The 15056-nt window shown below is 50.0% G+C and carries 14 protein-coding genes; 6 read left to right on the top strand and 8 right to left on the bottom strand.

Annotation, left to right across the window (positions count from 1 at the left end; genetic code table 11):
• Positions 1-36: 36 nt before the first annotated feature.
• From ACN0YH_RS15945 to arsC, 4 genes are read left to right on the top strand one after another with little or no spacing between them, the layout of a single operon-like run.
• Positions 37-1584: a DUF1570 domain-containing protein gene (locus ACN0YH_RS15945; RefSeq protein ID WP_417380573.1), complete on the top strand. Its 1548-nt coding sequence runs from the start codon at positions 37-39 to the stop codon at positions 1582-1584.
• Positions 1585-1603: 19 nt separating this feature from the next.
• Entirely contained in the window at positions 1604-2437 is an 834-nt protein-coding gene (locus ACN0YH_RS15940) for a sugar phosphate isomerase/epimerase family protein (protein ID WP_417380572.1), read from the top strand.
• Positions 2438-2456: 19 nt separating this feature from the next.
• Positions 2457-3803, top strand: coding sequence for a sulfatase-like hydrolase/transferase (locus ACN0YH_RS15935; protein WP_417380571.1), 1347 nt, complete (start codon positions 2457-2459; stop codon positions 3801-3803).
• Entirely contained in the window at positions 3784-4128 is a 345-nt protein-coding gene (gene arsC, locus ACN0YH_RS15930) for an arsenate reductase (glutaredoxin) (RefSeq protein ID WP_417380570.1), read from the top strand. The genes ACN0YH_RS15935 and arsC overlap by 20 nt, the downstream gene beginning before the upstream one ends.
• 24 nt (positions 4129-4152) lie before the next feature.
• Here the strand turns inward: arsC and ACN0YH_RS15925 are convergent, their stop codons facing one another.
• Positions 4153-4806 (bottom strand): hypothetical protein, encoded by a 654-nt coding sequence (locus ACN0YH_RS15925; protein WP_417380569.1) that lies wholly within the window; start codon positions 4804-4806, stop codon positions 4153-4155.
• Between the two features lie 286 nt (positions 4807-5092).
• On the opposite strand from ACN0YH_RS15925, the gene ACN0YH_RS15920 reads away from it, so the two are divergent.
• Entirely contained in the window at positions 5093-6400 is a 1308-nt protein-coding gene (locus ACN0YH_RS15920; protein WP_417380568.1) for a Gfo/Idh/MocA family oxidoreductase, read from the top strand.
• Positions 6401-6493: 93 nt separating this feature from the next.
• On the opposite strand, the gene ACN0YH_RS15915 is transcribed toward ACN0YH_RS15920, so the two are convergent.
• From ACN0YH_RS15915 to ACN0YH_RS15885, 7 genes are all read right to left on the bottom strand, one after another.
• On the bottom strand, positions 6494-7615 hold the full coding sequence (locus ACN0YH_RS15915) for a type II secretion system F family protein (RefSeq protein ID WP_417380567.1): 1122 nt from the start codon (positions 7613-7615) through the stop codon (positions 6494-6496).
• Between the two features lie 48 nt (positions 7616-7663).
• A complete protein-coding gene (locus ACN0YH_RS15910) occupies positions 7664-8521 on the bottom strand; it encodes a type II secretion system F family protein (RefSeq protein ID WP_417380566.1) in 858 nt (285 codons plus the stop codon).
• 2 nt (positions 8522-8523) lie between these two features.
• On the bottom strand, positions 8524-9885 hold the full coding sequence (locus ACN0YH_RS15905) for a CpaF family protein (RefSeq protein WP_417380565.1): 1362 nt from the start codon (positions 9883-9885) through the stop codon (positions 8524-8526).
• Positions 9886-9899: 14 nt separating this feature from the next.
• Positions 9900-11159 carry a TadE/TadG family type IV pilus assembly protein gene (locus ACN0YH_RS15900; protein ID WP_417380564.1) on the bottom strand — a complete coding sequence of 420 codons (1260 nt, stop codon included), beginning with the start codon at positions 11157-11159 and terminating at the stop codon, positions 9900-9902.
• A gap of 61 nt (positions 11160-11220) precedes the next feature.
• A complete protein-coding gene (gene cpaB, locus ACN0YH_RS15895) occupies positions 11221-12324 on the bottom strand; it encodes a Flp pilus assembly protein CpaB (RefSeq protein ID WP_417380563.1) in 1104 nt (367 codons plus the stop codon).
• A gap of 130 nt (positions 12325-12454) precedes the next feature.
• Complete coding sequence (locus ACN0YH_RS15890; protein WP_417380562.1) at positions 12455-12871, bottom strand: TadE/TadG family type IV pilus assembly protein; 417 nt, start codon at positions 12869-12871, stop codon at positions 12455-12457.
• Positions 12872-12926: 55 nt separating this feature from the next.
• Positions 12927-13493 carry an A24 family peptidase gene (locus ACN0YH_RS15885; RefSeq protein WP_417380561.1) on the bottom strand — a complete coding sequence of 189 codons (567 nt, stop codon included), beginning with the start codon at positions 13491-13493 and terminating at the stop codon, positions 12927-12929.
• A gap of 624 nt (positions 13494-14117) precedes the next feature.
• On the opposite strand from ACN0YH_RS15885, the gene ACN0YH_RS15880 reads away from it, so the two are divergent.
• Positions 14118-14903: an inositol monophosphatase family protein gene (locus ACN0YH_RS15880; RefSeq protein ID WP_417380560.1), complete on the top strand. Its 786-nt coding sequence runs from the start codon at positions 14118-14120 to the stop codon at positions 14901-14903.
• The last annotated feature ends 153 nt before the right edge of the window (positions 14904-15056 follow it).

The following is a 15056-nucleotide window of genomic DNA, read 5'->3' as shown; positions in this document are numbered from 1 at the left end:
CAAACCGAGATCGTCTCTGAAAGAGTAAGGTGCCTTATGAAACAATTGACTGTCAGGCAGATTCTCAGACTGGTTGTAATCGCCATATCTCTCCCGCTCTGCAGTTCAAATCTGCAGGCCGATATCTTTACCTACGTCGACGAATCCGGCGAAACCGTAACTCTGGAAGCATCTCTGTATGGATCCGGGAAACGGCGCGGTGAGATGATGCATGGGCTGTTAAAACCGGACGGCTCGATTGTGCTGGTTCCCCAGGGGAAAATCAAAAAACGCGAGCTCAAAGCGGCACCGAAACCGTTGACGGTCGAGCAGATGTCCGAAGAACTAACTAAGAAATTCGGTAAAGATAAATTCCGCTTTCATCTGGAGAGCCCGTTTCTGGTAGGCGTGGTGCTTGCAGCTCCCCTGGATGGATCGGACCGCACAGAACTTCGCGTCAAAACGTTCCTGGAAAAAGCGGGACGATTTATGCGGAACGTGGATGTCATTTTTGAAACCTACTCCCGGAAAATGGGAATTGAACTGGCAGACTATGAATTTCCCATGGCAATGCTCATCTTCGAATCGGACGATGATTTCGAATCGTTTGGTAAAGAGACCGCGGGGCTGGGTGATGGCGTCGAAAATATCCTGGCATACTACTCGCATGTTTCCAACAATCTGATTCTCAGAATGAGTGAGTGCAGCTCATTCGAAACACCACTGCACGAAGCCATTCACCTGCAGACCACCAATCGGGGGGTCGTCAAACGTTTTGCTCCAGTGCCGACCTGGTTTATGGAAGGCATCGCCACTGGTTTTGAAGGCAAAGGGGATCGGATCAATGTCAGCCCGGATCGGATCAATTCCCACTATGCGTTGATGTCTGGTATTGCCAAGCTGCTGAACTGGGGGGAAGTCGTGGCTTTGGATGGCGTCTTCCGGGGAAGTATTCTTTCCGGCGACGCCTACGTGCATGCCTGGGGATTGCATTGGATGCTCGTGACAGAACATCCGAAAGAGTATCTCACATATGTGCAAAATCTTTCTACCAAAGAACCTTTTGCAGAAATATCTCCGAAAAAACAGTACGAAGAGTTTGTCGAGATTCTCAAGGTTCGACCTGAGGAACTGCAACTGAAATTTAAAGTGCAATTAATCGAAGCGATTCTTGAGTCGAAGATTAAATTACCACCGTTGGATGATAAATATGTGCATCTGGAAAAACACAAACAGGAAATGGCCATTGTGAAAATGTCAGCTACTTCCTATTCCCCGGCGCTTCCGCCGCGTATTGAGGGCTGGTTGCAGAATATTTCTCCCTTTCGCCCCATGACGTTTCATGTGACGGTACTGACCGATGCCGGTACTTATGCAGAATGGTATCTGCCAGAAGTGGGGATCCGCAGAAAAATAAAACTGAAACCACAGAATGCCAATAAGATTATGCGGGGAGCAACAGGTGGCCGCTGGCGCAGCTATCGTGTCGAAGTGGAGTCCGCCTATCCGGGGAGTGAGACGGCGCAAGCCTGGGCTGCCGGTAAACTGCCGATTCCCGTTATGTCGCGACGCGTTCAGGTTGATCCCGCCGGATCTGGACAATAAACAGATATAAGGATAAACGATGAAGCTTTCACTTTCAGTGCGGATCGCTGAAGCAGCATGTAAGACCAGGTTGAATATTCCCTTTCCCCAGGTCGCTGAGATTGCAGCTGCCTCTGGCTATTCTGCACTCTGTATGCGGGCCAGTGTTGCCGGTGTGCAAAGTTCTCAAGCAGAACTCGAACAGATTCGCGGGATTGTGGATCAGGCGGGACTCGTCGTTTCGATGGTGACCGCTGATTTAAATATTCCTCAGAACAACGAAGCAGCTCCGCAGGCATTACGTGATATTGAACCATCGCTGCATGTGGCTGAAGTTCTGGGGAGTCAACTCGTGCGGGTCTGTCTGAAAACCGTTGATGATATTCCTTATGCACGGCAGGCCTGTGATCTGGCGGCAGAGCGGGGCATTCAACTCGTCCATCAATTCCACCCAGCCTGTCTGTTTGAAGAACTGGATAACTCGATTGCCGTGTTAAAGCAGATAGATCGACCCAATTTCGGGTTGATCTATGAACCCGCGAGCCTGTTAATGTGTGGCCAGGAATACGGCAAAGATACGATTCGAGAGATTCTGCCCTGGCTCAGAAATGCATACGTTCAGAACCTTGTAATTTCCGATGATGGTCCCGATCATCTGGAGACCTGGTGTCTGGGAGATCGCCCGTTTCGGTTGCTGCCTTACTGGGATGAGTCCGGGCAGGGAATCAATTTTGCAGAGGTCTTCTCCGGTCTGAAAGACGTCGATTACCAGGGATTTCTGACGGTCCATCAGGCAGAAGGAATCGTGACCGCAGATGACGCGCACGCGTATGCCACCCGCTGCCGGAACTGGGTTGATTCTTTTTTATCATAGCTTAAAGACCAGTGATCACATGAAAAAAGCGTTTGTTGTCAGTTTTGAACATTTGCCTGCATGCATGCTGGGCTGCTATGGACATCAATGGATCGAGACGCCAAATTTTGATCGCCTGGCTTCGCTATCCGTGCTGTTTGATCAGCATTTTGCGAACGACTTGTCTACAACTGAGAACTCGTTTCCCTGGTGGACGGGGCAGACCATCCCATATGCAATTCAACCGTTCCGTCAGAAACAGCACGGTTTCGTGACGGAATTGAAGAACCGGGGGGTTGATACGTCTCTGCTTCTGGAAGCCGATTCTGATTCGGGACGAAATGCTGCGGAGAGATCACAGGAACCGTACTTTTCCAGCTTTGATCAGGTCGACACGTTCACAGGAGTAAACAATTATCAGGTCAGCGAAATCGAGACGCCGGTCGCAAAACTGATGCAGGCTGCAGTCGAACGATTGCCAGGGTGGATGGAAGATTCGCGTGATCAACTGATCTGGATCCGTTCGGAAGGAGTTCCCGCATTTCCACTCGCGCCCGAGTTTTTTGCGACGCTGTACCTGGATGAAGTTCTCGATCAGGATGAGTCTGAAGAAGATTTAGAAGCAGAGATTCAGGACATTGAGGACCTCCCCGCTGAAGAGACAGAAACAGATCTGGAAGCAGAAGACTGGCAGGAACTGGTTTCTGCTGTCGCAGAACTTTTTACCAGCCCGGAAGAATGGTCAGAACTGGATGAGCAGGAACGACAGATGGCGCGGGTCGTCTATGCAGGTTATGTTACCCTGCTGGATCAGTGGTTTGGTCGATTTCTGGATCGACTGCTGGAATATGCAGAATCGCACTCGTTGCTCCTGATCGTGACGGCTGCTCGCGGGGGGAATTCTCTACTGGGACCCCTGCGAAATTCCGACATGGGCGGCCTGCTGGAAGAATCAACGCACATCCCGTTAATGATGTTTCGGTCCGGTTCCGAACAGTCCGGCAGTCGACGCCAGTTTCTGACACAGCCCGCGGATTTACCGGCCTCGCTGCTTTCCTGGTGGAATGTCAGCTCAGAATATCAGGGTATCAACTTGCTGTCACTGCTCGAAGACGATCAGGAAATTCAGGAACCCCAACTCTTTGCTGCCGACGACGAAAGAGTGGCTATTCGAACGGCTGATTATTATTATCTGGAATCGCAAGAGAGTCAGGAGATTGATGAGACTGTCTATGCTGAAGATTCACAGAAAAGAGAGCTGTATCGGAAGCCCATTGATCGGTGGGATGTCGCTGATATTTATCAGCAGTCGCCTGAGGTTGTCTCAGAGTTTTCCAGTCAGCTCAAGAAATTAAAGCAGAAAAATCATGATCACCATTTATCATAATCCCCGTTGTAGCAAGAGCCGACAGACATTAACTTTGATTCAGACATCCGGCCAGGAGCCGCAGATCATCGAATATCTGAAAACACCGCCAACCGCGGCGGAACTGGACTCGCTGTTAAAGAAGCTGAAGATGGAGCCCCGCGATTTAATGCGCAAGGGAGAAGCAATTTATCGAGAGCTGAAACTGGCAGAGAAAGAGCTGTCTCGGGACGAAGCAATTGAACTGATGATCGCGCATCCCAAATTGATTGAGCGTCCAATTGTAGTGCAAGGTCAGCAGGCGGTGCTCGGGCGTCCTCCGGAGAATGTGAACGCCCTGCTATGATCACCGATCAGGCAGTCACTGGTTTCACAGGACATTCCGTCCGACAAGCAAACCGACAGAAAAAGTCAATGCGCCAAAGGTGAGCAGAATGATCACCCAGGTGATGGTTGGTAACTCAAACCGGACAGGGCGTTTCAATTTGTTTCTCTTTTTTTCTGCCAGCATGTCTGCGGCTCGCTTCTGAGCGAGTCCTGCCAGATTCGAGAGTTCCTCAGCATGGTTGACTTCGACCTGATTCGCAGGTTCTGCCTGTAATTGACTGATGGGGACCGCCTGTCTTTGAGGGGGCTCCGAAACATGAGCAGGTTTCAACTGCTGTGGAGGCTCTGAGGTATGTATCGATTTGACCGGAATCGCTTTGAATGCTTCTTCAGGGATCGGAGTCTGCTCCGAATGGGGTGGAGGAGCTGCAGAAGACAGGGATTCGTGTCTATGCTCAGAGATATTCTGTTTATCAACAGTGACATTGGCGCCAATCGCTGCCAGTTCGTCCAGGGCATTGGCCAGTTCTGCATCTTTCAGGTCCAGGCGAGGTTTCGGAATCGGTGCCACCTCCCCATCCAGACCGGGCACGCGTACGGATAATCCACAGGTAGGACAATCTACCACTTCTCCTGCTTTGGAGTGTGAGATTCCCATCAATTGATCACAATGTTGGCATCGAAATTTAATCGGCATGCTGCAAGTTCTTTACTGGACTAACATAGCGACTGGTAAAATCGCCACGGATTCATTCCTGGTTCATTAGAACTGGAATTCCTCTGAAAACGACTGTCGACTGTAATCTCTTTCTCGATTGGAGTTCATTAATTGTGACAGAAATGCGTAATGTATGTAGAATGACAGGATTTAATCAGTACTGTTATCTGTTATAATAGACTCTGGGTCATCGAGAATAAATCCATGATTGGGAACAAATTTCAAAGTTCCTGTTTCACCGGAAGTTAACGCAAGAGGTTTTTAAGTGGACGTAGAAGAATTTCTGAAACGGGACGTCAATCGCAGGCAGTTTCTGGATCGTAGTGCACGCAATGCAGCAGGGATGGCAGCCGGGGTGGTCGGTCTGGCGAGTAATCTTGCACGCGCGGAATCATCGCCTGGTGAACGGGTGGTACTGGCGGGAATCGGCGTACGTGGTCAGGGGAAATTTCTAACTTCCAGCATGGCACAATTTGCCGATGTGCGCATTAAGACTATCTGCGATGTAGATGAATCCGTCGCACCCGCGGCAATCAAGTCGATCGAAAAAGGGCAAGGAGCAGCTCCCGATTTTGTTACCGACTTCCGTAGAGTCCTGGATGATCCGGAGATTGACGGCGTTGTGATAGCCACGCCTGATCACTGGCATGCATTAATGGCAATCATGGCTTGCCAGGCGGGGAAGGATGTCTACGTGGAAAAACCTGTTTCGCATAATCTCAACGAAGGTTTGAAAATTATCGAAGCTGCCAGAAAATACCAGCGCGTCGTTCAATCCGGTATCCATCAACGTAGTGGCTCCCATTTTCAGTCAGCAGTAGATTTTGTTCGGAGTGGGAAACTGGGTGAAGTCAAGCTGGCCAAAGCCTGGATAATCCATCGCCGCAAACCGATCGGTAAAAAGAAAAATACCACTGTTCCCGCTGGCGTGAATTATGATCTCTGGCTGGGACCCGCTGCCAGCCGTCCTTTTAATCCTAATCGCTTTCATTATAACTGGCACTGGTTCTGGGATTATGGGACCGGTGAAATGGGGAACTGGGGCGTCCACATGCTGGATATTGCCCGTTGGGGACTGGGAGTGGAATTACCAGAGCGAATCTCCGCGTCAGGTGGAAAATATTTCTTTAACGATGATCAGGAAACCCCGGACACCCAGGTAGTCCAGTATAGTTACTCTGACAAAACAATTGTCTGGGAACATCGTCTCTGGAGTACCCATGGCATGGAAGGACGAAATGCAGCGGCCGCATTTTATGGGGATAAGGGAACGCTGGTCGTCGATCGAGGGGGCTGGAAAGTTTACGATCAGAAAGATGCCGCGACTTCCGGGACCAGTGACCAGGCGACAACACACCATCGAAACTTCATCGATTGTATTAAAACCCGCAAAACGCCGACTTCGGATATTGAGATCGGTCATGTCTCCAGCGCACTCTGCCATCTGGGAAATGTCGCGTTTCGTGCGGGGCAGGAAATTCAATTCGATACACGCCTGAATCAAATTATCGGTAATGAACAGGCCAACGCACTTCTCGGTCGTGAATATCGACAGGACTGGGAACTGCCTTAAGTCTGATTCCAGGCAAACCTGATTTCAAAATAAAACATCCTGACAGCAGTTGCCGTCAGGATGTTTTTATATTAGCTGGTTGTCCGCCAGGGATTAGGGCCCACCAACCTGCTGGAACATATCGGTGGTAGTGTTCAAGCTGTCGCTACCTCCGGAATGGAAGAAGTCGGAAAGTTCCACAATCGCGGGGCCGAGCAGAAAGATGTAAATTGCCGGCATCAGGCAGAGTACCGTGGGGAACAACAGTTTAAATGTCGCTTTGTTGGCTTTTTCGTCTGCCCGTTGTGACAGACTTTCTCGCATGTTATCACTGTATTCCTGCAGGGCGGATGTCACATTCGTACCCATCTGGTCTGTCTGAATCAGCAGAGCGGCGAACGAATGCACTTCCGGTACGTCAATACGTCTACTGAAGTTAGAGAGTGCCTGTGAGAACGTTCCAATCGAAGATTGTTCGATCACAATTTTCAGTTCATGGGCCAGCGCCGGATAGACTTTGGTCAACTCTCCGATAATTTTCTTTAAGGCGTGTGGAACAGTCATCCCTTGCGACACACACATGTTTAACATGTCCAGCATGTCGGGAATTCCCTGTTCGATTTCACTTCTACGGTCAGATGCTTTACCGGTGACAATCAGGAATGGAACCGCCCAGACCAGGACCGGCACGATGAGCATGGCTGCCAGAATCGGAATTTCAAAACGCTCGGGAGCAATCAGTAAGAGAACACCGAAAAAGAGCAATGTCCCGGCAATCGACAGAAATCGGATGGCAGAGAAATTATGTAACGCGTGAGGCTGGTAGTATCCGGCTGCCTGCAATTCTTTTTTCGTCTGAGCACGACGTCCTTCCGACTCAGGCATCATCTCAGCCAGGGCAGGGGTCGCAGAGCCGAAGACATAATCATCACCACCCATGGAGGGCACATCACCCGCTTCGACGTGTGGCAGTGTGGAAGTGGTCTGATGATTTGAATTGATTGCAGAAAACAGCTGGCGATGTTCCCAGGTCGCTGCAGTAGCGCTGGCAGACCTTGCTGAGGGAGCCAGTGAAGCAGCCTCTGATTGTTTCTCGACTTCCAGCGGAACTGCTGGCTGCTGTTCTCGTTCTTCCTTCTGTGGTTTCCGTTTACGGACGATGCGATACAGCATCCATAAGATGATCAGACCACAGATGGTGTAAAAGATGGAAATTGTAATTGTTGGTGTAAACATGGGATTACCCTCGCCAGTATCTGGCAGGTGTTAATAAAATCTTTGTGATCAGCTTCGTTGACTGGTTTTCAATACTCTTAAGACCCATAGAGAGCCAACTACCTGCAGTGCGATAGCGGTAAATGTTGCACCACGCCCCCAGGAAGAGGCCATCAAGGTCGTCAAATACGTCGGGTCCCGTAAAATGAAAAACGCTAAAATCAGTGGCGGCAGCAAAATCATCAATACCGCTGTGGCTCGACTACCGGCAGTCGCAGTACGCAGGCGTCCCAGGAACAATACCCGGTCGCGAATGGTTCGCGCCAGACGTTCCAGAACTTTCACCAGGTCCCCCCCGGTTTCCTGATGGACAATCAATGCCATTGAAAGAATATTCAGGCTTGCAACCCCTGTTCGCTCATATAAACCGTCCAATGCGGCCTTCATGGAAACTCCCATCTGCAAACGACGTGATGCTTCCTTGAGTTCATCGCCCAGTGGTGCAGGTGTTTTCTCTGCAACGCTGATAAAACAGTGTGTCAGGCTGCGGCCCGTTTTAGCAGCACGTGCCAGTTCGTCAATCATGTCGGACAGCTGATCATTGATCTTTTTCTGACGGCGTGATCTGCTGAATATCAGATAGGCGATCGGAGCCATTCCACCCACCATGAAGGAAATGGAGGTGGAAAGAAAGTTTTCCTGCAGAATGAATATCAGGCCACCTGTCAGAGCGGCGCTCATCAGGCAGAGAAACAGGATCACCCCTGGATTGGCATCAACACCAGAGTGTGTGATCAACTCATCAAAACCGCCATTCAAGCGGTTCCCAAGCTGCTTTGAATCGCTGACTGCGTACCGGTCTCGATCACGGAGGATCTCCGAAAAATCGTCTAATTTATTCGTTTTAATAGCGGCATCAGTGGCCATGCTTATTGCTCCTGTTCATCCTGTTGTTCTGATGAATCATCAGAAAGTTTCAGTTCACGGGCGTGGAACAGATCTTCGCAGTCATCGAAGTTGGTCTGCGTTAACCAGTTCATCGCAACAGGGTGATGTCCGGTTGCATAGAAAGCACCATTGACCTGACCATTTTTCTCCACACTGGTGATACGAAAGACAAACAGGTCTTCGACCATGTATTCGCCGTTCTGAAAACCAATCAGTTCCGAGATACGCATTACCTTTCGCTCACCATTGGGGAGACGGCTGATGTGTACCAGCAGGTGAACCGCGGAAGCAATATAACGGCGGGCAATCGAGTTAGGCAGTTCTGCACCGGACAATGCGATCATCAGTTCCAGACGGTCCAGCGCGTCGCGGGTGTCGTTGGCGTGTACGGTACTCATCGAACCATCGTGACCCGTATTCATCGCCTGCAGCATTTCCAGTACCTCACCGCCTCGCGATTCCCCGACGATTACCCGGTCAGGACGCATTCGCAGACTGTTCTTCAACAGGTCTCGCTGGTTGATTTCCCCCTGACCTTCAATGTTGGAAGGACGTGCTTCCAGTGATACGACATCCGGCTGCTGGAGTTGCAGTTCCGCGGTCTGTTCAATGGTTACAATTCGTTCTTTCCCCGAAATGTAACGACTCAGGTTATTCAGCAGCGTGGTTTTACCGGCACCGGTACCACCACTGATCAGAATATTGAGGCGACCATGAACGGCCATTTCAAGAAATCGGGCCATATCCGGCGCCAGTGATCGTTTTTTGACCATGTCGTCAAATAACAAAGCCTGGGTTCGAAAACGACGAATGGAAAGTGTCGGGCCTTTTAATGCCAGGGGAGGAATCACCGCGTTCAGACGGGAACCATCGGGAAGTTTGGCGTCGACCATCGGCGAAACTTCATCGATACGACGACCGGCTCGCCCGACCAGACGATGAATGAGCTGCAATAAGTGCTCATCGTCAGCAAAACTGATATCGGTTTCTTCCAGCAGACCATTACGCTCGACGAACACACGATCGGCTCCGTTGACCAGCACGTCGCTGATATCCGGATCACTCATCAAGGGTTCCAGAGGACCGAATCCATAAATTTCATCAAGGATTTCCCGAACCATGATATCGCGGTTCGTCTGATCGAGGGCAATATCCTGCTGCATGCAAAGATGTTCTGCCAGACCACGCAGTTTGATACGCAGATCTTCTTCAGGCAGTTCTCCCGCCTTGGAAAAATCGATAGCGTCCACCATCTGATGATGCAGTTGAGTCTTCAATCTCTGGAAGGCTTTTTTCGCATCAGCATTGGGACTGGCTACACTTGTTTCGCTCTGTATTACCATGGAACTCTCCACCCTTAACGGGTCAGATAAAGCTTGTATATGTATTTATTGGTTACTGGTTTTTGTGGGTCTGCTGTCTGTTTCAGATCTGATTTAGATTGCTCAGCAGGATCCGCTGTTTCCGGCTGCGCCAGAATCACGGTACGTGTTGTGATGACTGCGGGTTGCAGGATGATTTTAGTAGTCTGGTTATCGGCTCTCTGGACCGCCATGACTCGCCCGGCGACCAGATTCGTACAGTCTGCCGTTCCGTCATATTTCTGACTGGAAGCAGTTACCCGATCATACAAAAAGCAGATACGGCACTGCCCCGTCATGTCCTGGAAGGCATCCTGTTCCCCATTTTCAAAGTCCGGACTGCAATGTACCGGAAGAGGGGGGCCGTTAAACAGCAGTTCCCCGTGAAAGTGTTTCAAGTCTTTTCTGGTGATTCCTGACAGGATCTGACGAACCAGCGGTTCCGATTTTAAATCAGAACCGAAATCCAGCAGTTGCATGTTCGCATCCGTGATTTCACCGCGTCGTGGTTTTCCGGTAAGAATAATTTCCGGGATACCATCCGAACCGCGACTGACTGTTTTTGTCTCGGGGTCGAATCGATATTCGTCTTTACCTCGCTTCTGGTTGATCTGGAGTTCCCAGGTTTCCGTATGCTTTCCTGTCGGATCGTCATTCAAAATCGCCAGGGGATAGGCGGGCACCGGGACATTTTCAAAGGGACGAACCCCCAGCACATGATTGTCCAGAGTCGCTTCGATTTGCGCGCCGGTCTTACCCAGATCAGTGCGAGTCAGGTCCGCCATGAAATCGGCAACCGGATTGGCCAGGCGGCTGGAATGATGAGTTTTAATCTGAATACTCTGCGGTTCGTGATCCGTCTGCAGAAACTTTCTCAAGCCCGTCTCTTCAACAGGAATTAACTTCCCAAAGAGTAAGTTATCCCCTTTGGTGAGATTGATGCCAATTCGGTGACCGGCAACAGTATTCAGTTTCAGAGCCTGATTGGCGGTTGTTTCTGCCCGTTCCATCAGCAGGTTGTAGTCGGGTTTTTCTTTGAGGAGTTCATCAGAAACCAGCTCATGTCCTGCTGCCAGTGCCGCCGTCTCTACACAAGTGGTGACTTCCAGAGAGGCAGCATCCAGCCACAGTCGATTCACAATCAGCGCAATACCCGTCATGACGACAAGCAGCACAATCGCTGCCAGAGGGGTGATGACCCCACGGCGTGCGTCAGCTGACGATCTTGTGAACTGGATTTTCGGGACACGTTTCATAAGTCTGAATTTCAGTCTTCAATAACAGAACGAACACGCTGGTATTAAAACCCCTGATTCTCTAACGTCCTGCAGTCTGGTTTTGCGGAAACGAAAATGAGCGGGCGTAAGGGCCAGGTTGACCGCCCGGAGCACCCTGAGGGGCGCCTGGGTTCGGATTACTTCGAGCCGTTGGTCCGTTGGAATCAGAGTTGGAATTGGAAGGACCGGCAGGGGCACTGATAGAACCACTGTCGCTGTCATATCCACCACCATTTCCCCATTGAGGGTTCAGGTATCCACCCGAGTTGAATCCACCGGTTCCACCGCGACGGTAACTGTCATAGTCGCCGATTCGTAATCCATTACGATCAAATTTATTCACACTGCGGCTGGAACCATAATAACCTTCCACCACGAATGGTTTGGGGGGCTCTTCTTCTTTTGGTTTTTCAGGAGCCTTCAATCCGAGGATTTCGTAAAGAGTGGCTTTTTCAGAACTGCTGACGGCAACGCCACCATCCCCTTTTCCTTCCGGTGTATAACTCATGGTGATTTCACCACGGTCACGGGCCAGAATCATGATGTTGGCCTGCTCGGGAGTCAGTTCCAGTGTGACATTCGTACCACGCCGTGAACTGCTGTTTTGAGTGTAACTGCGATTGATGGCAATCACGCGGACGCCGTTAAACAGGGTGAGAGTCATCCCACCATTTAAACGTTTGTCATTATTCATGCCGGTGGGTGTCATATGGACATCGACATACTCACCTGGTTTGATCAGACCATCGACCAGATCGACCGAAGATTCCAGAGATACAGAAATTGCGCGCATACCTGGTTCCACCTTTATTGGCGGTGTCTCTCCAGCCGGGTATAACTGACCGGTTGATATCGGGGTCGCGGCAGGAATGCGTTCCTTGACGATACGACCGACGATAACACGGTTTGATGTCATCATTTCCGGTTTTAGATTTTTGAGTGCAATCGGCCCCAGACCCAGATGCTCATCGGTTACCAGGGTACCTGGTTCCAGTTCACTGATCGCCATGGGAATGTTTCGTGTGGCAACCGGCGGCGCTTCTTCTTTGCCGGCCAGTAATCGTTTTCCTATATAGGCTGCAATCAGGATACCGAAGACGCCAAACATCAACAGTGTTACTTTTGCAGGGGTCAGGCTTTTCACCGGATCAATCTCCCGTAACTTGGTGAAGCTGAGCGGTTGCCCGGCTTCCAGTTTCCCCTCCTGTTGAATCGTCGGAGGGCTTTACGATTATTTCCAAATCAACAAGGTGTGAGTCGTTTCGTGAAACAAATCACTCTTTGATCATCCTTGTTTCTGAGTACAAATTTTGTCCGTGTAAGTCGTATCCGATCGGCCACAGCAGATTCGGCGAAGCCAGGTTCATCGGAATACTGACGGCCACCATCACCACATCACCGGGATGCTCTCCCATCTCTGTCTGGATGACGGCGCCTTGCCCCAGTTGTGGAGGCAGAATTTTTAATACTTCCTGTTCTACATTCTCCTGGGTGATGCCCGGTAGTGACGCCAGTCGGGCGCCGATGCGGCTGGCTTCAACGACATCCGCCCGCGCATAAAACAGGAGTGTGAATTCTAATAACGCGAACAGCACGATACCGAAAATCGGTAACACCAGTGCGAGTTCCATACTCAGGAACCCGCGGCGTTCTGGCTGTCTCGAATTATGTTGAACTCGTTTGACTTTCATCGCGGAATTGCTTTCAACAGTATTTCTGGTGTTTTGTTTCTCGATATCTGCCGGCTTAAAGTACGACCGACTTGATCACCATCCATGTGGTGACACTCCATGTCGCCAGCACAACAGGCAGCGCGAACGGCATCAGGCCTCGCTTTTGCTTCTGTGCCATGGTTTCCGGTTTGTATTTCTTTTTATTCTTCAATGCTTTGCCTGTCGCCAGGTATGTTTCTTTGGTTTTACGTGCACCCCGTGTCACAACACTCCAGAAGAGCACCGCAAAGGAGCCGATTAATACAAACAGCGTACCGATGATCATGACGGCAATCGTTGCTTTGAAACCCAGCCAGATCGATAGTGCTCCCATCATTTTTACGTCACCTGCAGCACCACTGCCGACGATCCAGATCAGAAAGAAAGAACCAAAGCCTGCCAGGAATCCCAGCCCGCCGTACATCAGGCCTTCCCAGCCATTAAATACCAGCTGGTAAATGATGCCTAATACAAAGAAGGGAACCGTCAAAACGTTATAGATTTTTCTGGCTTTGTAATCCGTAATCGCAGCGATCACGGTGAAGATCCCCACGCTGATTGCCATGACATACAGTGAAGTTTGTGTGAGCTGAAAATCCATTGCTGTTCTTTTCAATCAATCTATCTGGTGATGGAAGTTCTGCCGGTAAGGGCAGGTACGTTATCTGGTGAATTTATTCTGAACCTGACAGCAGGTGTTGAAAATATACCTCACGTTTCCCGACAGATACTTTCAATCTGAAAAAAAACGCAGTCTCTGCTGTTTCCCTGTTTTCTAAATGCAACAATGAGTCCTGGAACCGTCATAACTGATACAACGCTGGTAATGCCGGTTATCAGCGCAATCTGTTTGATGATACGTCGCAGTAGACCTCATACTGGAGCGAACAGACTTTCCCGGAACACTTCAAGAGAAATAAACCACAACTCGCTTTGTAAACTCTTATGAGTGTTGTCTGTTTACAACGTTTGAGCGCGACCGTGCAGGGGATTTAAAATTTCAGTTAAGAGTCGAAAGAATTCTGATTTCAAGAGGTTCACGGTTCGCGCACCGTTCCATGATTCCTAAAATGAGCTTTATCAGGAGAATCGCTATGATCCGCAGAGACTAACCTGTCAGGGGACTTTTCTCTGGTTTTCTGTTTCCGCGCATCAGACAGATTACAGACACAGACGCTTATGCATCACGCAGAGCGCTCACAGGTGTTTCAAGGAAGGATGAACTTTGAATTCAACAGAATTACTTGATGTTGCTGAAACGGCTGCCCGGCGAGGAGCCCAATGTCTGCTGGACTGGGTCGACGAATTTCGGGTCTCTGAAAAAGGCCGTGCCGATCTGGTGACAGACGCGGATTTCGCTTCACAGAAAGCGATTTTGAACCATATCAGCGAATGTTATCCCGAACATAACATGTTAGGGGAGGAAGGTTTGAATCGGCAGGATGGCGATTCGGAATATCGCTGGGTTATTGATCCTCTGGATGGGACTTCCAATTATGTGCATGGATTCCCGTATTATTGCGTATCCATTGGACTCGAACACCAGGGGGAGCTTGTTCTGGGAGTCGTTTATGATCCGAATCGGGACGAAATGTTCTCTGCATTTCAGGGACGCGGGGCAACAGTGAATGGGGCTCCCATTACGCCATCCCGTTTTCTCAGTCTGGACGAGGCGATGCTGGTAGCCAGTTTACCGGTAGGAGTCACAGGCCGCGATATCGCCATCGACCGGTTTTTACGAGTTCTGCCTGAAGCGCAGACTCTGCAGCGCACAGGTTCGGCGGCGTTGAATTTATGCTACGTTGCAGCCGGTCGAATAGAAGGTTACTGGTCCAGTAATCTGAAACCCTGGGATATGGCAGCGGGCGTTCTCATCTGCCGTGAAGCAGGGGGAGCGGTTACTTCGATCGAAAATGCGGAATTTACCATTGAAACTCCCAGTATTTTGGCCACGAACGGCACAAACATTCATGTTGCCCTGCAGGCATTGTTAACTGAGACGCTTTTTTAGTCAGCTTCGAGATTCCTTCTTTAATGTGCCCAAAATACGACGTATGATAGAAGCAGTGAGAAAAACACAGACAGGGTCGGGTTGTGTACATAAGGGTATGGTTTGAGTCTGCCAGGAAACTGTCAGTCATGATTTCGTAGCACCCTGCTCAGA

Source organism: Gimesia sp. (assembly GCF_048262075.1).
Taxonomy (GTDB): domain Bacteria; phylum Planctomycetota; class Planctomycetia; order Planctomycetales; family Planctomycetaceae; genus Gimesia.
The sequence above is the reverse complement of the archived record's forward strand: the minus strand, read 5'-3'. Positions and strand labels throughout refer to the sequence as shown.